The organism is Martinezella tropici (assembly GCF_003287875.1).
In the GTDB taxonomy this organism is placed as follows: domain Bacteria; phylum Pseudomonadota; class Alphaproteobacteria; order Rhizobiales; family Rhizobiaceae; genus Rhizobium; species Rhizobium tropici_C.
The window spans coordinates 443,192-468,073 of record NZ_QMKK01000061.1 but is presented as its reverse complement, the minus strand read 5'-3'; the positions used below and the strand labels follow the sequence as shown (position 1 = coordinate 468,073).

At 59.7% G+C, this 24,882-nt stretch carries 24 protein-coding genes and 1 pseudogene; 13 read left to right on the top strand and 12 right to left on the bottom strand.

The features are described from left to right. The 10 genes from DQ393_RS33140 to DQ393_RS33095 all read right to left on the bottom strand — a co-directional run. Positions 1 to 429 (bottom strand): acyl-CoA dehydrogenase family protein (locus tag DQ393_RS33140; protein ID WP_181592470.1); only part of this gene is annotated, 429 nt, incomplete at its 3' end. Beyond that, positions 429 to 1,532 (bottom strand): LLM class flavin-dependent oxidoreductase, encoded by a 1,104-nt coding sequence (locus tag DQ393_RS33135; protein WP_112345894.1) that lies wholly within the window; start codon positions 1,530 to 1,532, stop codon positions 429 to 431. The genes DQ393_RS33140 and DQ393_RS33135, both read right to left, overlap by 1 nt. Positions 1,533 to 1,672: 140 nt before the next feature. After that, entirely contained in the window at positions 1,673 to 2,764 is a 1,092-nt protein-coding gene (locus DQ393_RS33130; RefSeq protein WP_112345893.1) for an LLM class flavin-dependent oxidoreductase, read from the bottom strand. Next, on the bottom strand, positions 2,761 to 4,464 hold the full coding sequence (locus tag DQ393_RS33125) for a dipeptide ABC transporter ATP-binding protein (protein ID WP_112345892.1): 1,704 nt from the start codon (positions 4,462 to 4,464) through the stop codon (positions 2,761 to 2,763). Before DQ393_RS33125 ends, DQ393_RS33130 begins: the two co-directional genes overlap by 4 nt. Then, positions 4,443 to 5,291 carry an ABC transporter permease gene (locus DQ393_RS33120; RefSeq protein ID WP_112345891.1) on the bottom strand — a complete coding sequence of 283 codons (849 nt, stop codon included), beginning with the start codon at positions 5,289 to 5,291 and terminating at the stop codon, positions 4,443 to 4,445. The genes DQ393_RS33125 and DQ393_RS33120 overlap by 22 nt, the downstream gene beginning before the upstream one ends. Further along, the gene (locus DQ393_RS33115; protein ID WP_112345929.1) at positions 5,288 to 6,298 is read right to left on the bottom strand and encodes an ABC transporter permease; all 1,011 of its coding nucleotides are present in this window, start codon (positions 6,296 to 6,298) and stop codon (positions 5,288 to 5,290) included. Before DQ393_RS33115 ends, DQ393_RS33120 begins: the two co-directional genes overlap by 4 nt. A gap of 33 nt (positions 6,299 to 6,331) precedes the next feature. Next, on the bottom strand, positions 6,332 to 7,984 hold the full coding sequence (locus DQ393_RS33110) for an ABC transporter substrate-binding protein (protein WP_112345890.1): 1,653 nt from the start codon (positions 7,982 to 7,984) through the stop codon (positions 6,332 to 6,334). A 187-nt stretch (positions 7,985 to 8,171) separates the two neighbouring features. Continuing rightward, positions 8,172 to 10,472 carry a molybdopterin guanine dinucleotide-containing S/N-oxide reductase gene (locus DQ393_RS33105; protein WP_112345889.1) on the bottom strand — a complete coding sequence of 767 codons (2,301 nt, stop codon included), beginning with the start codon at positions 10,470 to 10,472 and terminating at the stop codon, positions 8,172 to 8,174. A 233-nt stretch (positions 10,473 to 10,705) separates the two neighbouring features. Next, the gene (locus DQ393_RS33100; protein ID WP_112345888.1) at positions 10,706 to 11,308 is read right to left on the bottom strand and encodes a 2-hydroxychromene-2-carboxylate isomerase; all 603 of its coding nucleotides are present in this window, start codon (positions 11,306 to 11,308) and stop codon (positions 10,706 to 10,708) included. 3 nt (positions 11,309 to 11,311) lie between these two features. Further along, positions 11,312 to 11,887 (bottom strand): TetR/AcrR family transcriptional regulator, encoded by a 576-nt coding sequence (locus tag DQ393_RS33095; protein ID WP_112345887.1) that lies wholly within the window; start codon positions 11,885 to 11,887, stop codon positions 11,312 to 11,314. A 375-nt stretch (positions 11,888 to 12,262) separates the two neighbouring features. Between DQ393_RS33095 and DQ393_RS34385 the strand changes: the two are divergent. From DQ393_RS34385 to DQ393_RS33085, 3 genes and pseudogenes are all read left to right on the top strand, one after another. Further along, positions 12,263 to 12,490: pseudogene (locus tag DQ393_RS34385) on the top strand (ATP-dependent DNA ligase); the annotation flags it as partial. 30 nt (positions 12,491 to 12,520) lie between these two features. Next, a complete protein-coding gene (locus tag DQ393_RS33090) occupies positions 12,521 to 13,435 on the top strand; it encodes a hypothetical protein (protein WP_112345886.1) in 915 nt (304 codons plus the stop codon). Next, positions 13,410 to 13,919, top strand: a complete 510-nt coding sequence (locus tag DQ393_RS33085; protein WP_112345885.1) for a DUF4334 domain-containing protein — start codon at positions 13,410 to 13,412, stop codon at positions 13,917 to 13,919. Before DQ393_RS33090 ends, DQ393_RS33085 begins: the two co-directional genes overlap by 26 nt. Before the next feature lie 169 nt (positions 13,920 to 14,088). On the opposite strand, the gene DQ393_RS33080 is transcribed toward DQ393_RS33085, so the two are convergent. Beyond that, complete coding sequence (locus tag DQ393_RS33080; RefSeq protein WP_112345884.1) at positions 14,089 to 14,355, bottom strand: hypothetical protein; 267 nt, start codon at positions 14,353 to 14,355, stop codon at positions 14,089 to 14,091. A 348-nt stretch (positions 14,356 to 14,703) separates the two neighbouring features. Here DQ393_RS33080 and DQ393_RS33075 point away from each other — a divergent pair, with 348 nt between their 5' ends. The 10 genes from DQ393_RS33075 to DQ393_RS33020 all read left to right on the top strand — a co-directional run bounded on the left by DQ393_RS33075 (position 14,704) and on the right by DQ393_RS33020 (position 23,548). Next, positions 14,704 to 15,150: a DUF3592 domain-containing protein gene (locus tag DQ393_RS33075; protein ID WP_112345883.1), complete on the top strand. Its 447-nt coding sequence runs from the start codon at positions 14,704 to 14,706 to the stop codon at positions 15,148 to 15,150. A gap of 1,119 nt (positions 15,151 to 16,269) precedes the next feature. Continuing rightward, positions 16,270 to 16,479 (top strand): cold-shock protein, encoded by a 210-nt coding sequence (locus tag DQ393_RS33065; protein ID WP_112345881.1) that lies wholly within the window; start codon positions 16,270 to 16,272, stop codon positions 16,477 to 16,479. Positions 16,480 to 16,890: 411 nt separating this feature from the next. Next, positions 16,891 to 17,130 carry a 30S ribosomal protein S21 gene (gene rpsU / locus DQ393_RS33055; protein WP_112345879.1) on the top strand — a complete coding sequence of 80 codons (240 nt, stop codon included), beginning with the start codon at positions 16,891 to 16,893 and terminating at the stop codon, positions 17,128 to 17,130. 30 nt (positions 17,131 to 17,160) lie between these two features. Beyond that, complete coding sequence (locus tag DQ393_RS33050; protein WP_112345878.1) at positions 17,161 to 17,370, top strand: hypothetical protein; 210 nt, start codon at positions 17,161 to 17,163, stop codon at positions 17,368 to 17,370. 305 nt (positions 17,371 to 17,675) lie between these two features. Next, entirely contained in the window at positions 17,676 to 18,287 is a 612-nt protein-coding gene (locus DQ393_RS33045) for a glutathione S-transferase family protein (RefSeq protein WP_112345877.1), read from the top strand. 62 nt (positions 18,288 to 18,349) lie between these two features. Then, positions 18,350 to 20,407 carry a pyridoxamine 5'-phosphate oxidase family protein gene (locus tag DQ393_RS33040; RefSeq protein ID WP_112345876.1) on the top strand — a complete coding sequence of 686 codons (2,058 nt, stop codon included), beginning with the start codon at positions 18,350 to 18,352 and terminating at the stop codon, positions 20,405 to 20,407. A 118-nt stretch (positions 20,408 to 20,525) separates the two neighbouring features. Beyond that, positions 20,526 to 20,990 carry a DUF1348 family protein gene (locus tag DQ393_RS33035; RefSeq protein ID WP_112345875.1) on the top strand — a complete coding sequence of 155 codons (465 nt, stop codon included), beginning with the start codon at positions 20,526 to 20,528 and terminating at the stop codon, positions 20,988 to 20,990. A 24-nt stretch (positions 20,991 to 21,014) separates the two neighbouring features. Next, positions 21,015 to 21,350, top strand: a complete 336-nt coding sequence (locus DQ393_RS33030; protein ID WP_112345874.1) for a hypothetical protein — start codon at positions 21,015 to 21,017, stop codon at positions 21,348 to 21,350. Between the two features lie 55 nt (positions 21,351 to 21,405). After that, positions 21,406 to 22,296, top strand: coding sequence for a LysR family transcriptional regulator (locus DQ393_RS33025; protein ID WP_112345873.1), 891 nt, complete (start codon positions 21,406 to 21,408; stop codon positions 22,294 to 22,296). 280 nt (positions 22,297 to 22,576) lie between these two features. Next, positions 22,577 to 23,548 carry an alpha/beta fold hydrolase gene (locus DQ393_RS33020; protein ID WP_112345872.1) on the top strand — a complete coding sequence of 324 codons (972 nt, stop codon included), beginning with the start codon at positions 22,577 to 22,579 and terminating at the stop codon, positions 23,546 to 23,548. A 150-nt stretch (positions 23,549 to 23,698) separates the two neighbouring features. Here the strand turns inward: DQ393_RS33020 and DQ393_RS33015 are convergent, their stop codons facing one another. Continuing rightward, positions 23,699 to 24,814, bottom strand: coding sequence for an NAD(P)/FAD-dependent oxidoreductase (locus DQ393_RS33015; RefSeq protein WP_112345871.1), 1,116 nt, complete (start codon positions 24,812 to 24,814; stop codon positions 23,699 to 23,701). Between the last annotated feature and the right edge of the window lie 68 nt (positions 24,815 to 24,882).

Genomic DNA, 24,882 nt, shown 5'->3' with positions numbered 1-24,882 from the left:
GGTGCGGCGGGCGAGTGTCGCCGGCAGGCCGCCGCGGGCGGGCGAGCCGAGCTCGGGCTCGACGCGTGCGGCGTTGATCAGCAGCGGATGCTCTTTGGCCTGCGCAAGCAGGCGCTTGTAGAGATCCTCCGGCCAATGGCTTTTCGTTGCCTGGCCGAGATGGTTGAAGATCGTCATCGCGCTGATGAGCGCGACCGACGGATCACCCCGGCCGAGCGCCGCGAGAATCGTCGCGACCTCGTATAGGGTTGCACCGGCGCCACCATATCTCGCTGCGACGGTGCTTTCGAGCAGGCCGCTTTGATGAACCGCGCGGATGCCGACCCATGGGAAGTCCCCGGTCCGGTCCGCCTCGGGGGCAGCGTGCGCAAGAGCACGCGTCGTCGCCTTCAGCTGGCTTGGATCGAAAAGCGTGTCATCGACGATCATCAGGCCGCGGCCTTCTTCTTTGCCTCTTCCCGTTCGCGTATGCCCTCGCGCACCAGCGGCAGGATGTAGCGGCCGTAGTCGACGGCGTCGTTGAAGTTGTCGTAGCCGCGGATAGAGATCAGGTCGGCGCCGAGATCGATATAGTCGAGGATCGAATCGGCAATCGTGCGCGGCGATCCGACAAGCGCGGTGGTTGCCCCGGAGGCATTGGTCGCCGTAACCGTCGGATACCACAGGGCGCGATCATGGACGTCGCCGCGTGCGGCAATGTCGAGAAGCCGCTGCGATCCGACATTGGCGGGGCGAGGGGCGGTGGGCGGCGCGCGATGAAGGCCCCTTTCCCGGTTTTCCTTAAGGCGATCGAGGACCCGGTGAGCTTTTTCCCAGGCCAGTTCGTCGGTCTCTGCAACGATCGGGCGGAAGGTCACCCAGATTCGAGGCCGATCGGTCCTACCGGCCTTTGCTGCCTCGGCATAGATCCGCTCGATCTGCTGCTTGGTTTCCGCCAGAGGCTCGCCCCACAGTCCGAAGATGTCGCAGAGAGAGCCGCCAATGCGGTAGGCGGCGTCCGATGATCCGCCGAGCGAGATCGGGATCAGTCCGTGCGTCGGGCGAACGGCACTGCGAAACTGCTTGAACTGGTAGTATTTGCCGTCGAAATCAAAGGGCTCCGTTGAGCTCCATGCAAGCCGCAGGATACGAATATATTCCTCCTGCCGCTCGTAGCGCTGCTCCTTGTTGAGGAAGTCGCCCTCGCGCGCCTGCTCGTCATCGCTGCCGCCGGCTATGAAGTGGACGACCACGCGCCCGCCGCTCAACTGGTCAAGTGTGGCAAGCGATTTGGCCGCAACTGTCGGATAGACGGTATTGGGCCTGAGCGCGACGATGATCTTGATGTTCTTCGTATGCGCAAGGACGGTGGCGCCAATGGTGAATGGGTCGAAGGAGGAGGACGAGTAGGGGATCAGCGTATAATTGAAGCCGTAGTCATCGAGCGCGCGTGCATAGCGCTCGAGATAGCTGGGATCGACCGGAGCGTCCGGGATGGGATTGAGATCGTTCGAGGCGTTGGGAAAGCTAACGCTGATGAATTCCGCGGACATGGGAGCTCCTCTGATTGTCGAATGTTGGACAAAAGTTAGGCGGCAGCTAAGGAGTAAGGAAGACAGGCCTTTCTATTTCCATTGAAACTATAGAAAATATTCCCTAATCGCTCCCGCGGAAGATCTGGCCGGCGGCGGCCTTACCAGTCGGGCGACCAACCGAGGCTTGGAGCGACGGTTTCAGCAAGATCGGTGAGCAGCCGGATGTTCTCGGCAAGGTCAAAGGCAGGCGGCAGAAAGAGGACGACTTCGTCGGCCGCGGCAAGGCCGGGATCACTGAGCACCGCTTCGATGACCTGGTCCGGCGTGCCGTGAAAGACCGGTGAGATCTGGCTTCCTGGCGGCTGGTTGGTCCGCGAGCTCGGCTCAAGCGCGCCCTTCGGCCGCGATGCCGCAATGCCTTGGGTGCGACGCTCGAGATCATAGGCGGCGTATTTTTCGCGAAGGTCCGGCGTGGTGCCGACCAGGATCGACGCTGCCACAGCAACAGGCGGCGGCTCGCTTGTCCGTTCCCTCCGCCAGGTGGCTCGGAAAGCCTCGATGCAGCGCGCCTGATAATCTCCGAAGCTCTCACCTTCGGCGTGGTCATGCTGTACGGTTCCGGCGATCAGCCCGATGCCGAGTTCGGCGGCTTGTATCGCCGATCCGAAGCTGGCGGAGCCCTGTCTGATGCGTGAACGAAGGGTCGGACTATGCGGCGTCACTCTGAGTTGGCTGCCCTCCGCGGCACCCTGGCCGGGTCCTGCGATGGTGTGCAGAACTTCGCCTGCGATCGCGGAAAGAAAACGGGCCTGACGGCGCTTGGCTTCCGTCCGGGCATCGGTATCGACCGTGCCGAAGACCGCATCGAAGGCGGCGTTGGAGCCGGTCGAGATCGCCAGTTCCAGCCGGCCGCCGATCAGGAGATCTGTCGTGCCTGCGGCTTCCGCCAGCAGGATGGGATCCTGATAGCGCATCGGAATGACGGCCGAACCGAGAACGATATGGCTTGTGTGCTGGCCGGCTGCGGCAAAGAAGGGGAGCGGCGAGGACAGATAATGGTCGAAATGGCGCTGATAGGCCCAGCCCGACTGGTAGCCCAGGCGTTCGGCCGCCTTGAAAAGTTCGATGCCCTCCCGCAAGCCGTGAGCAGGCCCGGTCTCGTCGTTGAACGAGACGCGCGTGTTGAAGCCAAGCCGCTTCTTCGGACGGAATGACGCGGACGGCGCCGCGGCGGGGGCGATGACGGTCATGCAATCTTTTCCTTGTTGAATATCTGCCGGTGCTGCGGGGGTTGGGTGCGTGTGAAACGTGCAGCACCCGAAGGGATCGATTCCAGCAGCGAGCGCGTATAGGCCTGGCGGGGGGTGTCGAAGATCTCACCCACGGTGCCATGCTCGACGATGCGTCCGCGCTGCATGACCGAGACCGTATGGGCAAGCTGGCGCACGAGCGCCAGATCATGCGACACGAAAATATAGGTAAGGCCAAGCTTGACCTGCAGCGACAGCAGCACCTCGACAATATCGGCCTGAACGCTGACGTCGAGCGCAGAGGTAGGCTCGTCAAGCACGATCACGTCAGGTTTCAGGACAAGCGAGCGGGCAATGGCGACGCGCTGGCGCTGGCCGCCAGACAAGGCGGCGGGCTTGCGGGACAGGAGATGCTCTCCCAGCCCGACGTCTGCAAATGCCTTGCGCACCGCAAGCGCCCGCTCCTGATGGGTCCCGATCTTGAAGCGGTCCAGCGGCTCGCGCACGAGCCTCTCGACGTTCCAGGTCGGATCGAGCGATGTGAAGGGGTTCTGGTAGACGAGCTGCAGGTGCCGCCAGACAGAGCGCAGCTGTTCGGGTGACCGACCGTTGACCTGTTCGCCGCCGACCGCGATCTTCCCGGCGTCGGGCTGCTCAAGCCCGAGCAGAAGCCGGATCGCCGTTGTCTTTCCGGATCCGGATTCACCGACCAGCGCATGCGTCGTTCCCGCCTGAACGTCGAACGAGACGTCGTTGACGGCGGTCAGCACCTTGCCGTCGACGGTGAAGGTCTTCGTTACGCCGCTGACCTCGATCTTCGGTGTCTTTTCACGCGGGGCGCCAAGATGCCGGAAACCGGGCTCCCGCAACGGCCGGTACCGGTCCGGGTTGAGTGCCGGCACGTCGCCGTGAAGTTTTCTGGCGTAGGAGGAGGACGGCGCGGAGAATATCGTAGCGGTACTGCCAGCCTCCTGGACGATGCCGTCCTTGAGGACCACGATGGAATCCGCGCGCTCGGCTGCGATCGCCAGGTCATGGGTGATCAGCAGAAGGCTGATCTGCAGTTCCTCCTGCAACTTCGACAACAGGTCGAGAATACGCTTCTGGATCGTCACATCGAGCGCGGAGGTCGGCTCGTCTGCGATCAGCAGCGACGGCCGCGGCAGAACGGCGAGCCCGATCAGCACGCGCTGGAGCATGCCGCCGGAAAGCTGATGCGGATAGGAGTCGTAGACGCGCTGCGGATTGTCGAGCCCGACCTGTGCGAATGTCTCAAGAACGAGTGCCCTGCGAAGCGCCTTGTCCGCTTCGTCCAGCAGTGCGGCCGCTTCCATTGCCTGCGCGCCGATCGTGCGGACCGGGTTCAGGGAGTTGCCGGGGTCCTGCGGCACGAAGCCGATCCTGCGTCCTCTGAATGGACGGAAGCGGCGCTCCGGAAGCCCCAGGAGCTCCTGGCCCTCGAATTCGACGCGGCCCGTGGCGTGTCCCGCTGCGGGAAGCAGTCGCAGGACGGCGCGGGCGATGGTCGACTTTCCCGATCCGGATTCGCCGATCAGCGCGAGACCTTTGCCGCGTCCAAGCTCGAAGCCGACATTGCTGACGACCCTATGGGTGCCGTAGGCGACCGACAATCCTTCGGCCCGCAGCAGCGGGGTCGATGGGCGGTTTGAAAGCATGGTCAGTCTGTCTTGCGGAGCCATCGGCTGATCCTGTTTACAGAGAGGACGGTTGCGATCGTGACGAGGGCCGGGGCATAAACCAGCCAGGGCCATTTGAGGTAATCCTTGCCGATCGAGATCAGCAGACCCCAGTCGGAAGCCGGCGGCGGATCGCCGTAGCCAAGGAAGGCAAGGCTGGCGATCACCAGAATGGAATCGCCAAACTGCAGGACGGCAAGCGGCAGCACCGATCGCGATGCGTTCGGAAGCACGTGGCGCCATAGAATGTGCCAGCGCGAGCCACCGAGGAGGAAGGACGATTCGACGAATGTGGCCTGTCGGGTCTTGATGACTTCGGAGCGCATCACCCGGGCAAACAGCGCAACGGCTGAGACGCCCGTCGCGATTGCCGCATTGGTCGTGTCGAAACCGATTGCGGTGACGACGATGACCGCCAGCAGGAATTTGGGGATGGCCAGCAACACATCGACGAGACGGGCAAAGACCGTATCCACCCAGCCGCCGAAGAAACCGGCCAGCAGTCCGATAATTCCGCCGGCGACGACGCCGATGACGACTGCAATCAGTGCGCTCGCCACCGAAGAAGCCGTGCCATAGACGACGCGTGTATAGAGGTCGCGGCCGAGATGGTCAGTACCGAACCAGTGTGCCGCACTTGGGCCGAGCAGCTTTTGGGCGGGAGTGCCGTTCACCGGATCGTAATGGGTAAACAGGCTGGGCGCGAAAGACCAGCCGATCGCCAGAGCAACGACCAGGAACGAAAGGATGACGACGGGCGGCACGCGCAGGCCCGTCAGACGGCTGAGCGCGGTCGTGCGCGGGGTGGAGGAAACAGAGGCAAGCGTCATGGAGTAACCCCCTTGGAGATGGGGAGAGAGCTGTCGTCGGCGGTCGTCGGACGGCGGTCCTGCCCGCCGAGAAGTTTGACGCGCGGATCGAGCAGCGGATAGGTAAGGTCGGCGATCAGGTTGACGACTACAAAGACCACTGCGGCAAGCGAGACGACGGCTTGCAGGACCGGCAGGTCCTGCGTGCTGACCGACCGCTGCACCAGGCTGCCGAGCCCGTTTCGGCCAAACACCGTCTCGGTGATCAGCGAGCCCCCGAGCAATTCGCCGATCGTCAAAGCGACGACCGTGATGACCGGAAGCGATGAGGGCTTGAGCAGGTGCATGACGAAGAGACGCATCTGGCCGAGCCCGCGTCCACGTGCGACGGCGGCATAATCCTGGCTGGATTCATGGTCGAGATTGGCAATCAGGACTTCGGCGATCTGTGCCGAGATCGGAATGCCGAGGGCGATCGCGGCGAAAAGCGTTGCCCAGAAACTGTCGGGCTGGATGACGCGAAAGACGCCGAGCTGAAAACCGAAGAGATGGATCAGCACCAGGCCGATCACGAAGTTCGGAACCGACAGAAACAGCGACGGGAAGCCGCGGAGCAGTCCCTGGCCAAACCGCCGGGGCAGAAATTGCGTGCCGTAGGCGATGATTGCCGCCAGGAACAGCGCAACCGCAAGGCCCGCCGAGGCAAGCACGAGTGTCGACGGCAGAACCTCCGCAATCAGCGTCGCCACCGGCCGGTTGGTTCGCATCGACAGACCGAGATTGCCGGTCACGAAGCCGGAAAAGGCGTTCCAGAGCTGCACGGGAACCGGCTTGTCCAATCCCTGCGCGGCGATGATCTCCTTGATCTCATCCGGGGTGAAGCCGTTCTGCGGGTTGTTCAGGACGTTGGTAATCGGATCGCCGGGCAGGATACTGACGACGACAAAGGTGAAGACATAGGACAACAGGATCACGACGATCGCCTGCAGGAGCCGCTTTCCGGCATACTCGAAATAGGCTTTTCTCATGCCCATCACCTCTGTGTCTGTTGAACGGCCGGACTATTCCCTTTTTGTGGCGGTGTAGTAGCTGGCATAGGCGACGCCGTTGTAGACCGCTCCCTTGAGCTTGGGCGACTGCACGTAGATGCGCTGGACGATCTGTGTCCGCGGAATGAAATAGCCCTGGTCGAGGACGTATTTCTGCAGTTCGTCGAGCAGTGGTTTGCGCGCTTCGATGGAGGCGGCGCCGGCGATCTTGTCGCGCAGGTCGTTGAGGGTCTTGTCGCTTTCGTCGAGCGCAAACCAGTTTTCGCCATTGTTCGCATTCGTCAGGATGCTGGCGACGGTGCCGGCGTCGATGAAGGAGCGCGTCACCTCATATGCCGGTACGCCCGCGCCGCCATACTTTACCTTCTGCCCGAAGGTGACGACGTCATAGGCACGGATATCGACCTTCCAGCCGATCTTGCCGAGCTGCTGGGCAATCAGTTCGTCGATCGATTTCGATGTCGCGAGGTAGGGGTTGGAATTCAGCGTCAGCGACAGCGGCTTGCCATCCTTGACGCGAATGCCGCCCGTTCCCTTCTTCCAGCCTGCCTCGTCGAGAAGCTTCTCTGCCTTTTCAGGATTATAGGCAAGCAGCGCGCTCTGGTCGGTCGCACCCGGAACGTTGCTCTGGATGAACGATGTCGCAAGCTTCCAGTCGGGTGTATAGACCGTGTCGATGATCTCCTGGCGATTGATGCCGGCCTGAAGCGCTTGGCGAACCTTTACATCGTCATAGGGCGCAAGCTTGGTGTTGATCGCCCAGCCGTTGACGAAGCCGAGATAGCGAGGCGTCGCTACCGTGAGGCCTTCCGACTTGAGAGACTCGAGCTCCTGCGGCGATGCGTTGTAGGCAACGTCGGCCTGGCCGGACTGCACGGCTGCGACGCGCAGCGACGGTTCCGAGACGAGCTTGTAGGTGATCGTATCGAGATGGGCGGGACCGGTCTGGCCGACCGCGGCAGGACCCCAGTTGTAATCCTTGCGCTTGGCAAGCTTGACGTAGTCGCCTTCCTTCCAGGACTCGACGACATAGGGGCCGCTGCCGGAGGTCTTGCTGAGATCGGCCTGGCTGCTCGCCGGCGATGCGATGGTCTTCGGGGAGATAAGGATCGAGCCGTGATAGCCGAGCGTCGGAATGAAGCCCAGCGTCGGCTTCTTGAAGAAGACCTTCACGGTTGTCGCGTCGACGGCTTCGGCATGATCATAGGTCTTGGGGAACAGGCCGATCGGGTTGATGCCCTCGCTCTTGCGTCCGGCATACCAGATGTCGAGATTGGCAACGACGGCTGCTGCATCGAGCGGGCTTCCGTCGGAGAAGGTCACGCCGCTCTTGAGATGCAGGGTGAATTCCGTCGCATTGTCGTTCTGCTCCCAGCGCTCGGCAATCCACGGGCTGACCTTGCCGTCGGCATCGACATAAAGAAGCTTGTCGGTGACATGGCCCCAGATATGGCCCTGAAAGCTGGAGATCGCGCTGTTGTTGGGAATCCAGGTGTCGCCCAGCGAATCGATCAGGAAGACGACATCTCCGCCATCATGCGCGCCGTCCTCAGCCAATGCCGGGGTTACATTCGCTGTTGCGACCAGAGCGGCAAATGCCAGCGCAGAGGTGGCGGTCAGCAGACGACGCCGGGAAAGAAGAAGGCGAGGAGAACGGTCGTTCATGAAGCAGTCCTGTTTGGTTGCCGGGCTAATGACGAACAGGAGCCTATGTGAGCGGATCGGTTTCGAGAAAGACTGGTTGTTCTTTTTCTATCAAATTTGTAGATTATTTTGTCAGCGCAATCTGAAGCACGAGGATCAGGATTTCCGCCGGCCGAGTGCCCATCGAGCGAGATTGCGTGACGACGGTCTATCCGACGATAAACGTCATTCCATCGAGAATGCGTACAGGCGGCAGTTCACCGGTAAAGCGCTCGACTTCGACCTTCGTCAGCTGGCCCGTCGAGCCTTGGGAAAGCTGCGATGTGCCGGTGTCACGGGTGAGGATGTTCGGATTTCCATGAACGCACATGGCCATCGCAGCTTCAGCGTTATCGGGCTCGAACCATGCGCCGGTGGCAAGCTGCATGACACCCGGTCTTACATCCCTACTGATGACAGCGGCGGCGAGGCAACTGCCGCGGGCGTTGAACAGCCTGACGATATCCCGGTCCGAAATGCCACGCTCTGCCGCATCGGTCGGGTGCATGCGCACCGGCTCCCGGCCGCCGATCTTGGTGGAACGACTGAAGTCACCATAGTCCAGCTGGCTGTGAAGGCGCGAGTGGGGCTGGTTGCAGACGAGATAAAGAGGATAGAGGCCCTCCGCCGCCTCCGTCTTCGGGTCCGGTCCATACCAACGTGGATGGCCGCGGCAATCGTCATAACCAAAGCTCTCTATCGTGTCGGAGAAGATTTCGATCTTGCCCGATGGCGTCGGCAGCCGATTGACGTCCGGGTCGGCTCGGAATGCGCGCGCAGGCCCGCCATCGTCAGGCCTTACCGGCAGCAGCAGCTCTCCCTTTTCCCAGAACGTTTCGAAATCCGGCGCCGGATGACCGGCGGCGGCGAGTGCTGTTCGCGTGGTCTCGAAGAGGAAAGCGAGCCACTCACGGCTTGACCGGTTTTCGGTGAATTCAGCGCGCTTGCCGAGGCGCTCTGCAATATCAGCGAATATCTCGTAGTCGGAGCGTGCTTCGCCGACCGGCTCGATCAGCTTCTTCATCGCGATCATCATCGGATCGCGGTCGGCCGCACCGATATCGTCGCGCTCGAGCGTCGTGGTTGCGGGCAGGACGATATCGGCGTGGCGTGCGGACGACGTCCAGGCCGTCTCGTGCACGATAATCGTCTCCGGCTTCTTGAACGCCTGGCGAAGCCTGTTGAGATCCTGATGGTGATGGAACGGATTGCCGCCGGCCCAATAGACCAGGCGGATGTCAGGATAATGCAGGGCCTGACCATTGTAGTGGAACGGTTCGCCCGGGTTCAGCAGCATGTCGGCAATCCGTGCGACGGGAATGAAATCCGGCACTGGATTGTGGAACTGCTTGAGCGTCGGCAGGGGCACTGCAAGCTGGCGCTTGCCGATATTGCCGAGGGCGCCGAGCGAATAGGAAAAGCCGCCGCCATCCAGGCCGATCTGGCCGCGCATGGCCGCCAGCACGATCCCCATCCAGACCGGCTGCTCGCCGTAATCGGCGCGCTGCAGGGAATGGCTGACGGTGATCAGCGTTCGGGCATTCGCCATGCTGCGCGCCAGACCCACGATCGTCTCGGCGGCGATACCGCAGATGCCGGCTGCCCATTGCGGGCTCTTCTCGACGCCATCCTCGCGTCCCAGCAGATAAGCCTCGAAGCGTGGATAGCCTGTCGTATAGCGGTCGAGAAATTCCCGGTCATGCCGCCCCTCGGCGACGAGAACGAAGGCGATTGCGAGCATGAGCGCGACATCGGTTCCGGGGATGACCGGCAGCCATTCCGCATCGAGATCGGTGGCAATATCATCCTTGAGCGGGCTTATGAGAACGAAGCGCGCACCACGCGCGCGGGCACCGTTCAGCGCAGGGCGCACCACATGCCGGCTGATGCCGCCGCCATGGACATCGGTGTTCTTGACCGCCATGCCGCCGAAGGCGACGATCAGCTCGGTGCTACGCTCGATCGCCTCCCAGGTGACGCTCTTTCGGTCGAAATGATCATAGGGGCCGAGCACATGCGGAATGATGACCATCGCCGCGCCCGAACTGTAGGTATTGACCGATCTTACATATCCGCCGAGCACGTTGAGGAAGCGGTGGACCTGGCTTTGGGCGTGATGAAATCGTCCGGCACTGGACCAGCCGTACGACCCGCCGAAGACGGCCTGCGGTCCGGCTTCGCCGTAAACACGGCGAAGCTCGTTGGCGGCCAGATCGAGCGCCTCTGGCCACGTTACCTCGACATAGACGTCGCTTCCGCGCTTTTCCGCATGATCGGGCCTGCCTTCAAGCCAGCCTCGTCTGACGGCAGGGCGCCGGATGCGGGCAGGGCTGCGGGCAATTGCTGGAAGATTGCCGAGCAGCGGAGATGGATGCGGGTCGTCGGGATGGGGACGGATTTCGAGCTCGTTTCCCTCGTGCCGTCCATAGAATGCGCCCCAATGAGAGCTGTGAGGTTTGAAGCCGTCCATCGCACCGTCTCCCGTGGTAAGGGTGGAAAATCGGCAGCACTTACGCCGGCAGCATCTTGCCGGGGTTCATGATGCCTTTGAAATCGATGGCGTGAAGATGTGCAGCCAGCCACTCGGTAGAGATGGGCAAGCCCGGCAGGGAAGGAGACATGGAGAACTCCGGAATACAGCCTGGAGAGATCAAGTGCACGTTCCGGCGCAGACGTGGCTGCGCCGGTCCGACAAGACGGCGATCAGGCAACCAGCTTTTCGCCGTTCAGATGGCGCTCAAGGAACGGCAGGCTGTCCTGTCCCCAATAGAGTTCATCCTCGAAACGGAAGGTCGGAAAGCCGAAGACGCCCGCGGCCTTGGCAATCCTGATGTTCGATGTCCAGATCGATTGGGCCGCAGGGCTCTCAGCAAAAGCTTCGAGCGCTGTGGCGTCCAATCCTGCTGCATCGGCAATCGCCCGGCGAACATCGGCCTTGCCGATGTCCTCGCCGCGCGTCCAGAAAGCCTCCTGAAGGGCGCCGGTGAGTTTCAGCCAGTCGGCGCCTTTTTCGATGGCGGCGATGACCATCATGCCGGCCGGCGTCGGATCGGAAAGGCCTGAGCGATTTTCAAGGTTTAGCACCTTGCCGCGCAGGGCCGCCCAACGTTTCAGATCCTTGGTCCAGTAGGCGCGCCGTGCCTCCGGCCGGTTGCGAGAATAGATCGCTCCATTGTCCTCGATCAGCGAGATCACATAAGGGCGGATCGTTGCATCGTGTCGGGCAGCGAGGGCCGCAAAGGGCTCGAGGCCGATATAAGCCCAGGGAGAGCCGATGCCGAAGAAGTAGTCAATTGTCTTTGCCATGGCCTAAGCTTTCAAGGCTGGGGTCGAGGAAACTGCCGCATCGAATGCGAGGAGGGCGCAGTCACGGGCGGTGAGAACAGCCTGCGGATCGCGCGCCACGGCGACGGTCGCAAGCGCGCCTTCATAGAGAAGGGAAAGATGCGCAGCGATCTGATCAGTCTTGACGCCCGCCTTCGACACGATGGTGCGAAAAATGTCGCCGACCGCTTTCTTATGGGTTTGTGCCACTGCGACGACACGATCGGAATCGCCGTGTTCTGCAACCGCAAGGGCAAATGCGCAGCCTCGAAATTCCGGGCTATCGGCTTTCTCGTGCAACCGCTCGAAGATCAGCTTGATCTGGTTCCGTGGACGCTCCATCGTATCCAGAACCTCGTGCAGCGAGCGGACGACTCGTTCGTGTCTCTCGCGCAGGTAAGCTGCAACAAGATGGTCCTTCGAGGGAAAATGTCTATAGAGGGTTGCCTTGGCAACGTTCGCCTCTTCGATGATCCGATCGATACCGACGGCACGGATGCCTTCACGGTAAAAAAGCGTTCCAGCGGATTTGATAATATGGTCGGATATGGGCTCTTTCATTGAACTGCTTTAGGTTGGAGATCTCGCGGGAGGGTCAGCAAGCCTTTTTCAAGGACGGGCGCTGGCAAGGCTCGGCTTTTGAAGGGTGGACAGGCTATTCGGCGCTTGAGAAGTCAAGCAGAGGAAGGATATCTGCGCGCGCCTCCAGCGAATTGTTTCAATTTTTGCACCTTCTCGCAGCGCGTTTAACTGGCGTCGCCAGTTGTTCCGAAGTCGTTCCGAAACTGCCTTTAACGCTCGAGAGGCTAGATCATCGAGTGCATGAGAGAAAGACAGGTCGTTCCTTTTCTACAATATTTGTGGAAAATGTTTCGCCGAATATGCTCGGGAAGGATCAACTTTTTTGGGATCGAATAGGGCAGGCCCGAAAAATTCAACCATTTGAAAAAGAAATGCGGATTGGCCGCCATCGCACCGTTCTCACTGCGGGCTCGCCCCGGCGCCATCGTCTCGATCCCTTGACGCGGCTCAAGTGAAATCCGATCTCGATCCGAACGGTCGGTGCTGCTTGTCAAGAGCTCCGCCTGGCAGGACAATTACGACGGCGAGCGACCGCTTGAACAGGCGATCAAACGCCTCGGAAAAACACGGCGCGCAGCGTGATCCCGCAAGGATATTTTCAGGCGATGCCATATGGACGAAGCAACGAAGAATACGGCCGAACCACCCTCGCGCGAGGGCGCAACCACGGACCTGCCGCATGATCGGGTAACGGTGGAGCGGTTTCGGCAGGCGTTCCCGCGTGCCCGGTGGAACGACAGACTCAATGCCTGGTTCGTGCCCGGCCGCACTGCCCAAAAACGCATCGGCCGCTGGTTCGCCGAGATGGAGGCCGAGGCAGACAGGTTCGCGGACGAGAAGGGCAGGGATGCCTTTGCCTTCGAGCCGATCGAAAGCCGGTACCTGGAGGCGGCACCCGCGGCCCTCCAGATCCGGACACCTTACTCACGGGCCGTTCTTGACGAAATCCGCGAGATTCCGCATGCCCGCTGGGACGCCGACCGCCGCCTCTGGACCGTGCCTTACCGTTCGTCTGCGGAACTGCGGCAGCGCTGGGCGGTCATAGAGGCGGCAGCCAAGCGCAGCGAGCCGGAAGCGCGGCGCGCAAGGCGCGAGGCGATCAAAGGAACGGAGGAAGAGGAGGCGTCCAAGGGGAGGATGAGGGAGCGCCGGCAGAAGCGATATCCCGTCCCTGCTGATGATCCGCCACCCTTCGACCGCGCGATCGGCACGCATATCGGGATCGTCTTCTTTACCAGGACTGAGGGTGAACTCGCAGATCCGGCGTCAGTCACCGCTTTCTACTTTGCCGCGGCGGATGGCGAGGATTATGTCTGGGCATCATGGCGGCGCGGCACGCTGGAAGAATTGGTGACGACGTGGCCGGCGCGGACGCCACCCGATCAAGGCGAGAGCAATCGCGGCTGGTGGATGCCAACTCTTGACGAGTTGCGCATCGCCCGGCGCGACGCCAGATCCAGGCGGCGGGCCAAAGAGCGTAAGGAAAAGGACAAGCCATCCAGTGAACGACCAGCAGACAGTGCTTGAGAAATTCCGGCACTTGCCGCCGATCGCGCCGCGCGAACTCGTCGGCCTGTGGAAGGGGCACGGCATACCGGCGAACCATCCATTTGACGGCGTGCTCGAAAATCTCGGCTGGTACGGCAAGCGCTTCACGCCCAATATGCGCGCCGACGCCTTGCTATTTCGCTCAGGCGAACACCGTCTCACGGCAATTGATCCGAAATATATACCGCTTCATTGGGCTCTGCGTCTCGATCAGCTCGGCCGGACTCGCATGGCGAGGAACCTGTTTTCCTATCTGCAGCGCCGGCTTCGGGCGAACGGGCCGGTCGCAGCCCTGAAAACCCTGCCGTTTGACGGTATCGAAAGTGCTGCCATGGTCTATGACGCTCAACCGATCGTCGATTATTTTCGCCGGCTCGATGAGCTGAGGCTCATGGGTGCGATGACGATCAGGGATGACGAGCGGATCTATTTCTTCGAGCTTCAGCGTATCGATGAACCCTGAAAACCGCTCAGCCACACATCAGTCAGCGTTCACCACCCGTATTGATGATCGCCTTTGCGGCGCAGCCTGTCTTCCGCGCGGTCGCGGCCGATCCTCATGCCGAAAGTCCGGAAACCGCCTTCGTCGGCTTCACCCGACTTCCAGCAGTTGGGATCTGAAGATGAGCTGCTTAAGGTCCCCTCGTGGCCTCGCGCCCCAGCAGGTCCTTGTACGCTTCAAAGTTCTGATCCTGAAACGCTTCAATCTCCGTCCAGATGCGTTCGCGGTCCGTCACGGCTATTTCCGCCGCAGAGAGAACGCGGGACAAAATCGTGCAAAGCCGATTGATCCGAACTATCTGACGTCCCAACTCGTCGGCGGTGACCGCTCGCAACCGCTTGTCGGAGTCCAGGACAATGCTTTCAGGGCCGAAGTCATTTGCTTCCCATTTCGCCATTGAACTCACCTTTCCGTTAGGAATCCATCGCGCGAGAGCGGCGATTTCGATGCGTTTTCCTTGGCCTGCAACCGAACTCGTTATCCAGGTGCTGACCAGAACCAGGGTTTACCGCTTTCGCTGGATTTACGCACACTAATAGAGATGATGGTATAGGCGAGCATGGAGCGCTGGTGCCCCTCTATCGCAGATGTAAGTTCGCAGGCATTGCGTACGCTACGGCTGGATGCGGCTGGCTAAAAGTCGGCGATTTGGTTAAGCAAAAGGAGTGAATGGATGGTTTCATTCATCGGAGTTGGGGCGCCCATCACCCGCTTCGCGGTAAAATTTCGCTAGGAAGGGAGCCGGATGACCATCGACGATCAGCATCGCGTACGTGTCCAGAAGGGCGGCCATATCGTGCTGGCAATCGGCTTGCTCCTGCTGGTGCCTGGCATCCTGTCCTTCGTGCACAGCCTGGGTTTCGTGATGCAGGCGCAACGGACTGAGGCCACCTTCGAGGGTGCTATCGAGCGCAATACCAGCTACGGGGTCATGTACTATCCGAGGTTCACCTTTCGCACGACGGATGGCCGGGAGGTGTCGTTCACATCCGGCGTCGGTTCAAGCTCTCAGCAATATGCGCCCGGATCCCGGCTGGCGATCCTCTACGATCCCGCTCAGCCAAATCATGCGCAAGCGGACTCGCTCTTCGGCGTCTGGCTGCAGTGTGTCGTCCTTCTGCCGCCGGCATTCCTTGTCATCCTGATTGGGACTGCCATCTTGCTCCGCTGGCACTCTTATTTCCTGAAATAGGGCCTCGCAATTTCTCTTATGCGGTGCGCAATAGAGGCCGTTTCGGCTGGTCGTAGAGACTAAGCGAACTTCCGAATGTCTTCTGATGTTGTCTTCAAGAAGCTTAAGCAGAGGGTCATGGGTTGGAGCCCTGACTGGCCGCACCTATGCGACCGCGAGCGGCAGTTTCTCCAACCGTGTGCCTGCGTGATCCGCCAGCGGCACAAACGTCACACCACTTTGGTTTAGTTTAAATGGCAACCATCATACCACCGACTGCGCATACCGCGTCCGTTGCCGCGGCAGCATGCAATACGGACCGTTATCCCGTTCATGCGTTCCTCAGCGGATAGTTTGAGGGCGTATAGGGCGATCGCGCTCTATCCTCAGGGCTTTAAGAAGTTCGGCCTTTTCGAGCCGTCTGGCGACGTCCCCGGTGGTAATCGGCCGGAAGACTGTTTCAGTCTTCTCGCGAATTGGGCAGGTGAAATGCTTTGGATGTTTGAGCATGATCATATCCAAAGGTGAACTGATGGGAGACTGATGCTCAAAATGGCAGCGGTTCCAGCGACCAAAACGGAAGTTTCAATCAGCATGCGTGTCAACCGGTGGAGTGTGTTGGATAAAATACTATTTTTCATGTTCGCTCCTTGTTATAATTATTTTCTATGGAGTGGGCACGATATCATGGTTCTTTGGAAAAGTTTCATAATTTTTATAAATTATTAATTTATGTATTTCGAAAACTTCGGGTCGCAGCAATATGGGTCTCGTCAGCGATGTCTGCATTGCTTTTGTGGAACAGCGGTAAAAGCCTTAGGTCGAGGTGCCGTGACGGCATGCCATGCTGTTAGAATGATGCCCGCAGTTGATCGCAGAGCTTTCTGCATGTTCCTTGTTACCGGCGTCATTGCCTGGTCCCAGCGATTGGTTGCGACAAGGAGAGAACTCCTACGCAATTCTCACTTAAAAAGTTTCTCATTGCAAAATCAAAAATTGAGCTTATATGTTGCCTATCGACCATTGCTTGTGATGTCGGCTGGGAGCTTATCGCTCCTCCTCGGATTCCCTCTCAAAAAATCGATCTAATCTCGCAAGGTAACGCGGGAACAACAACGATTGCTTTGAAAGGAAATCGTTATGAACACTGGTACCGTCAAGTGGTTCAATACCGCCAAGGGCTTCGGCTTCATTCAACCCGACAACGGCAGCACGGATGTCTTCGTGCATGCTTCAGCCGTCGAGCGAGCCGGAATGCGTTCGCTCAGCGATGGGCAGAAGATCCGCTACGACATTGTGCAGGACGGCAGGTCCGGCAAGAGCTCCGCCGATAATCTCCAGGCGGCTTGAATTTGTCATTCGCACGCGCTGACCACGGATGTACTGGCAGTGCGAACGGATGATGCTGAGAGGTCGGGGTAACGCCCGGCCTTTTATTTTGCCTAAAAAGGAGAACGGCATGCAGAACCCGCGATACCGGATTGGTGACACGATCATCTTGAAACGTGGTATTCTTGGGAACTCCGGCCCTCTCGGGAGGTGTCAAATCATATCGTACTCACCGGAAGCAGACGGTGCCGCGCAATATCGCGTGCGGTTTGAAGGCGAGAAGTTCGAACGACGCGTTCTCCACACTGACATCGATGTCGAAGCATCGCCGGCGCTACCACCGAACATCGGTTTCCCATCGGGCGCGAAGCCTTCCGGCTGGGTTCATTCGATAGCAATCAGCGCCAGAAAACGATAACAGAAAGAGCAATCTTGCAAGTAGACGTCAGAGATAACAACGTCGATCAGGCGCTGCGCGTCCTGAAGAAGAAGATGCAGCGGGACGGGCTTTTCCGCGAAATGAAGGCTCGTCGAGCTTACGAGAAGCCTTCGGAAAAGCGCGCTCGAAAAAAGGCCGATGCCATCAGGCGCAGTCTCAAGCTTGCCCGCAAACGCGCGCAGCGAGAAGGGCTTCTTCCCGCCCCAAAGAAGAGGGTCGCACAGTCGCGCTGATATCCCTGCCATCGATCACCAGGAAACATTATGACCGTCACAAAAGAGAAATTTTTCAAACAGGGTAGGCAAACTCTTCAGGATAAGGCATCGGCGACTGACACAGCGGCCAAGCAGATCACGGCCACCGAAAATGCCGATCGAGAGAAAAAGACCGAGAAACTCCGCGCGCTTCGATTGGCGCAGCCTGAGGCAGAGCCGATCAAGCCAGCGACGAAACGCCGGCATAAGACGAAATAAGGGAAGCGCTATCGCCAAAACATGGTGCCTCGGTCGTTAGGCCCATTGCGAGCCGCGCAGCCACCCTCCAGGCATTCGAGATGGAAATCCCATTTGATTTAGCGATCTGGATATAAATCTGCTGGACGCTACGGTTTACGAAGCAGCGGAGTTCCCATGGAAATGCACGTCGGAGCGAGGGAACCACTATTGCACGCGGTGGAATAGTGAACTGCCAAACATGATTATTCAGCTTGCTGATCGTTCGTTGCATCTTGCGATTACGGATCGGGAATGGACCCGGCCCAAGATCCAGGAGCGATCACATGAAACTCTATCACCATCCGCTATCGGGACATTCCCACCGCGCCCGGCTGTTCCTTTCCCTGATTGGGCTCCCCCACGAACTCGTCGAAGTCGATCTCAAATCGGGCGCTCATAAGAAGCCCGACTTCCTGGAAAAGAACCCGTTCGGTCAGGTTCCCGTCCTGGCGGACGGCGATGTCTTCATCTCGGACTCCAACGCGATCCTGGTCTATCTCGCCAAGAAGAGCGGTCAGACTGCATGGCTTCCCGAAGACGCGAAGGGTGCGGCCGACGTTCAGCGGTGGCTTTCAGTCGCTGCGGGGGAAATCGCTTACGGTCCGGCCGCGGCGAGACTGGTCACGGTGTTCGGCGCCAAATTCAATCCGGAAGAAGTGATTGGCCGCGCGCATATCATCCTCGGCCGGATCGACAATCACCTCCAAGGCCGTGAGTGGCTGGTCGGCTCGGGTCCCACCATCGCGGACGTCGCGATCTACAGCTACGTGGCACGCGCTCCCGAAGGAAATGTCGATCTAGCCGGGTATCCGGCGGTGAAGGCTCTCCTGCACCGGGTCGAAACCCTTCCCGGCTTCGTCGATTTCGCCCGGACGCCGGTCGGCCTTGCCGCATGATCCCAACAATATCGGGTGTGCCGGCCGGCGCGCCCGAATTTTCCCGTTTCCGGAGAACGCAGATGTCCATGAACCTCACGAAGTTGCCGACATGGCATGAAGGCGAGATCTTTATCCAGGAGAAACTTGGGATGAAGGAGCGGATGGCCTCTGTGGGGCAGCGCGTCGTGCGCGATTTCATGCCGGACCAGCACCGCGATTTCTATGCCCAGCTTCCCTTCATCGTCCTTGGAAGTGTCGATAGTCGCGGCGACGCCTGGGCGACGTTCATTGAAGGTCAACCAGGGTTCATGTCGTCACCGTCGCCTGTGGTGCTCGAGATCGCAGCGACAAGAGATCCAAGTGATCCTGCGAGCGAAGGGATGGCGGATGGTCTGCCGATCGGCCTCCTCGGCATAGAGATGCACACGCGTCGCCGAAACCGCATGAATGGATTTGTTTCAACGATCGACGGCGGCTTCCGCGTCGATGTCGACCAAAGTTTCGGAAATTGTCCGCGCTACATTCAGTTGCGGGATTTCTCGTTCGAGCGCCAGCCGGGAGAGCCGTTTGCAGGCACGTCGGAGGATCTGATCGAGCTGGACGAGGCGGCCCGTGCGACGATCCGCGGAGCTGACGCGTTCTTCGTTGCCTCCTATGCCGACCGCAAGGAGAGACGACAGGTGGACGTGTCCCATCGCGGCGGGAATACCGGCTTTGTTCGTGTCGGTGACGACGGCGTCCTGACGATCCCGGATTTCGACGGCAATCTCTTCTTCGCAACGCTCGGCAATATCCTTCTCAATGGAAGGGCAGGACTTCTCTTCGTCGATTTCGCAACGGGTGACATGCTGCAGATGACGGGGAATGCCGAAGTCATTTTCGATTCACCCGAGATCGCCGCCTTCCAGGGCGCGGAACGGCTTTGGACATTCAAGCCGACACGTATCGTTCGTCGCCGTAATGCACTGGCATTGAGATGGGCTTTTCAGAAGGACGGCTGGTCGCCGAGTTCTCTGATGACAGGGAACTGGCAGCAAGCGGCCGATCGTCTCCGCGCCACAGAGATTGCCGCAACCTGGCGGCCAATGAGGATCACCGCGATCGTCGATGAAAGCGCGACGATCAAATCTTTCCATTTGCAGCCAGATGACGGGGTGGGATTGCTGCCGCACAAAGCCGGTCAACACCTCCCGATCCGGCTGAAGCTGCCGGACCAAGAAAAGTCGACCATTCGGACTTACACGCTCTCGGTCGCGCCGTCCGACGGTATCTATCGCATCAGCGTCAAACGAGACGGTATTGTGTCGCAGTTCTTGCACGACACTGTTGCCGTCGGCGATGTCATCGAGGCGCGTGCGCCGGCCGGCGAGTTCACCATCGACGCCCGCTCGACCCGCCCAGCGGTTCTTCTTGCAGGAGGCGTCGGCATTACGCCGCTGCTCGCGATGCTCCGGCACGTCGTTTACGAAGGGCTTCGCAAGCAGCGTATCCGCCCGGTCACGCTGTTCTACGCGGCTCGCTCGAAGGCTGATCGACCGTTCGACAACGAGATCGCCGACTTGATCGGTGCGGCGAAGGGTGTCGTGCGACTAATCAGGATCCTCAGTGACACGACGGATGCTGAAGAGGGCAGGGACTTCGACGCCGCAGGGCGGATCGATATGGCGATGCTGACGCGATTCCTGCCCTTCAACGACTATGATTTCTATCTCTGTGGTCCTGCCCAGTTCACGCAGGCCCTTTACGACGGGCTGCGAAGCTACAGCATCGCTGACGATCGCATCCAGGCTGAAGCCTTCGGTCCGTCGTCGCTGATCCGCACCGGGGATTCCAAGGTCGCTGCAGTATCTCCCGGCGCGCAGCCATCGAAAAAACCGGTGTCGGTCGTTTTCACGAATTCCTTGAAAGAAGCTCGGTGGACGCCTGGTTCCGGTACTCTCCTGGAATTTGCCGAGGCGCGTGGCCTCGAGCCCGAGTTCAGTTGCCGGGAAGGCAATTGCGGGACGTGCCGAACCAAGCTCGTCAAGGGTGCCGTCGCCTACGTCAAGAAGCCCACGGCGAAGATTGACACCGATGAAATCCTGCTCTGCTGCGCCGTTCCCGCCGAACAGGAAGGCGGACTGCAGCTCGCCGTTTAAAACATGGATTGCTGCGGCCAGCGTACCGCCCGCTGCATGACACGACAGTAAGGGCGGCATCAGATGCGCCAGCCCTTATTCCGCGCCTTTCTCACACCAGCTCCAGAGGAGTCATTCAATGTCCCGTCCGCCACTCCCACCATTTACCGAACAAAGTGCCATCGAAAAGGTCCGTCTCGCCGAAGACGGCTGGAACAGTCGTGATCCCGCCAAGGTGGCGCTTGCCTATACGCTCGATACGCGTTGGCGTAACCGCGTCGAATTTGCAAAAAGCCGCACTGAGGCCGAAGCCTTCCTGACCCGCAAGTGGAACAAGGAACTCGATTATCGCCTCATCAAGGAACTGTGGGCCTTCACCGGCAACCGCATTGCAGTCCGATATGCCTATGAATATCGCGACGACAGCGGCCAGTGGTTCCGCGCCTATGGCAATGAAAATTGGGAATTTGCCGAGGATGGCCTGATGCGCGAACGCCATGCGAGCATCAACGAGCACCCAATCGCCGAAGCGGATCGCAAGTTTCGTTGGCCGCTGGGCCGCCGATCGGACGACCATCCAGGGCTGAGCGATTTTGGTTTTTAGGCGGCCGACCGAGAGGATGGAAAAATGGCCGTCTCGTCAATCGATCCACGGGTAAGGCTTTCAATAGAGCTTGCTCTTACCGCGACCAGCGGCGCCAGCCCGTCCTTACTCGCCAAACAGGAGGAAGCCGGTCGCGCCTTGGGTATGACTGGCGCCGAGATGGATGTTGCTAGGCAAGGCTCCAGCTTCGATTTCAAGACCTCGGTCGCGGTCTCGCTTGCGCTGGATGCCTGCCAGGAAAGCCGCCAGCGCGCATTATACGCTGGCCTTTCCGTGGAAGCCTGTGCGGAAATAGAACGCATTGCTCAAGCCATCCGCGCCAACCCAATGAACCCTAATGTTTGGCGCGATGCCACTTGAGGCTTCGGTTTCGAGCCCTTAAAGTCCTGGAAACACAAGTGCTTTGGGGGAACGGATGGACCGTTGGCAGGCGATGCGGATTTTTGTGAAGGTTGCTGAAACCGAGAGTTTCGCAGATACCGCTCGCCAGATGTTTATGAGCGCTCCAGCTGTCACTCGTGCCGTCGCTTCTCTGGAAGATCTGATCGGGGCTCGTCTTTTCGTCCGAACAACCCGTTCAGTGAAGATGACTGAAGCGGGAGCGCGTTATTTTGACGATTGTCGGCGGATACTGGCCGATATAGCAGAGGCAGAGGCGGCGGCCGGCGGTTCGTACGCCACGCCGACAGGGACTCTCTACCTCACAGCATCGGTTTTATTTGGTCAGATGTACGTCCTCCCGATCGTGACGCACTATCTCGACACATACTCCACGATGAAGGCAAAAACGCTTTTCGTCGATCGGCCTGTCAATATCGTGGATGAAGGGATCGACGTGGCCATTCGCATTGGTCATCTCCCGGATTCAGGCCTTACCGCTATCAAGGTGGGAACTGTTCGCCGCGTGATGTGTGGCTCGCCCAAGTATTTCGAACGCTACGGTGTCCCGCAATCGCCGGCCGATCTCAAAGACCATCGCATTGCTGCATCGACAGCCGCTTGGGCATCGCCTGAGTGGCGGTTTGCCGATGATCAGCGTGTGACGGTTGATCCGGTTCTGCGATGCAATACCAACGAAGCTGCTATACATTCAGCACGAGAGGGATGGGGCCTCACAAGAGTTCTTCACTACCAGATTGGACCCGCACTAATGGCGGGAGAGTTACAGATCATACTCAGCGAGTATGAAGAACCGCCCATGCCCATTCACATACTGCATCCCGAGGGGCGGCATGCTCCTGCGAAGGTCCGGACATTTGTTGATATGGCTTCGGCTAGCCTCCGCGAGAACAGGCTTCTTAATTGACCCCTATATGGCAACGGGGTTGGAAAGCGATCCGCCAATCGAAGGTGCCCGGGCGAAAATCCCGCGCGTCAAGTTGGGATGCTCATCGACCTGCTGGTCGAGGAATTTTCGACAGTCAGCCTGCGTAATTGTCGGCGGTGGAAATGCTTCTACCTTGGCTGGAATTCATATCGCTCACTGTAATAATCTCTTTCCAATTACATACATTCACGTCTTTAGGTGAAAGAGCGATGTTGGCTGCAGGCAATAAGCCTGTCACCCGCCACTGAGGAGAAACATCATGGCCCGCGCTCTTGTCACCCTGCTTCTCGCTTCCGCCAGCATCTTCGTCCCCGCCTCCGCCACGATCGCCTTTGCCGAAACACCCGCAATCGTTCAGCAAGTACCTGCGACGGTCCACTATCGCTCTGTGAAGATCGATGGCGTGAACGTGTTCTATCGGGAAGCGGGCCCCGCAGACGGCCCCGTCGTCGTCCTGCTTCACGGCTTTCCGACATCGTCTCACATGTTCCGCAACCTGATCCCGCTGCTCGCCGACCGCTACCGGGTCATCGCCCCTGATTATCCGGGCTTCGGTCAGAGCGACGCACCCGATCACACGAAGTTCGAATATTCGTTCGGACACTATGCCGATATCGTTGATACGTTGCTGACCAAGCTCGGTGCCGCCAAGTATTCGATGTATGTCATGGATTACGGCGCACCGGTCGGCTACCGGCTGGCGCTCAAGCATCCGGATCGCGTCACCGGACTGATTGTCCAGAACGGCAACGCATATGACGAAGGCATTCGCGATTTCTGGAACCCGATCCGCACCTACTGGAAGTCGGGGGCCAAGAAGGACCGGGAAGCGCTTTCTGTTCTCGTTGCACCGGAAACGACCAAATTCCAGTATACCGATGGTGTCAAAGATCTGACGCGGATCAGCCCCGACAATTGGGTTCACGACCAGGCGCTGCTCGACCGGCCGGGCAACAAGGATATCCAGCTCGACCTGTTTTACGACTATCGCACCAATCTGCCCCTCTATCCGCAATTCCAGGCATTCTTCCGCGAACGCAAGCCGCCGACCCTTATCGTCTGGGGCAAGAACGACCAGATCTTCCCGGAAGAAGGTGCGCATCCTTATCTTCGCGATCTTCCCGAGGCCGAAATTCACATGCTCGACACCGGACATTTCGCACTTGAAGACAAGCTGGATGAGATGGCGCCGTTGATCCGCAACTTCCTCGACCAGAAGATCGCGAAGTAATGAACGATAAGCTCCCTGCGGCAGCCGGAAGGTCGGTGCAGGGAGCTTTCACCTTGGAAGAACCTGACGAGCCTCGAAATCCGAGCGTCGATAGTCGAAGATGGCTCGCCCCTGCGGTGGGAATAACGGTCAACTGCGTCGGCTTGGTAGTCAATTCCACTTGGCGAAGCGTTGGATGAGAAAGTCCTGCAGCGGAATATCCGTTTTCTCTGTCGTCATGACTTCCGCCATGACGTCGCCAACACCGGGTCCGAGTTGGAAGCCGTGGCCGGAAAAACCGAATGCGTGGAAGAGTCCAGTCGTCGAAGACGACGGCCCCATCACCGGAAGACCGTCCTCGACATAGCCCTCGCAACCCGACCAGGTGCGTATCACGGCAACCTGTTTCAGCGCCGGCAAGATCGGCAGCAGCGAGCGAAGCTGGCCCGGCAAGCGCGCCGGGTCCGCCCTGGCGTAGCCGGTATCGAGTGAAACGTCGGTGCGCTCGGCGCCGCCACCAAAGACGATGTTGCCTCGTTCCACCTGCCGCAGGTAGCCACCGCCGTGATCATGCGCCCAGACGCCGACGACCGGGAGAATGCGATGGGGGAGAGGTTCGGTCACTCCCATTTGCGGGCCTTTGGCAACGATCGGAACCCTCTCTCCGAACAGGCTCGCGACGCGCGCACCCCAGGCACCCGTCGTGTTCAGCAACATCGAGGCTTCATGCGAGCCCTTCGACGTCTCGACCTGAAATCCATAGGCACGTTTTCTGATGGCCCCGATGCCGACATTTTCGATGATATTGGCGCCTAGCTTTCGGGCAGCACTCGCAAAGGCGGGTGCGATCAGACGCGGATTGCCGCTTCCATCGTTGGGCGAAAAGGATGCGGCGATCGCCTCAGGACCAAGACCAGGAAAGCGCGACCGTACTTCCTTTGCGGTCAACTCCTCCAGTTCCAGTCCCCATGGCCGGGCATCCTTGATGAAGGATCGCATCGCCACTAGTCCTTCCTGGCTGAATACCAGCCGCAGGTGGCCCGTCGCGCGGAATTCGACGTCGCGGCCGAGCATCGCCTCGGCCTGTCGCCACAGAGCGAGCGAGCGGTGGGCAAGCGGCAATTGCGGAATATACCGGCCGCTTCGCCTGATATTGCCGAATGACGCCACCGTGGCGCCGCTCCCGACCCGGTTGCGTTCGATCAGCGTCACGCGGACGCCGCGCCGGGCGAGAAAAAAGGCAGAGGCGGCCCCCATGAGCCCGCCGCCCAGCACGATAGCGTCCATCGAGGATCTCCAGAGGCTGAAAACAACCTCCACCTTGTCCGAGCCAGCTTGCCGCTGTCAAAGTCGGG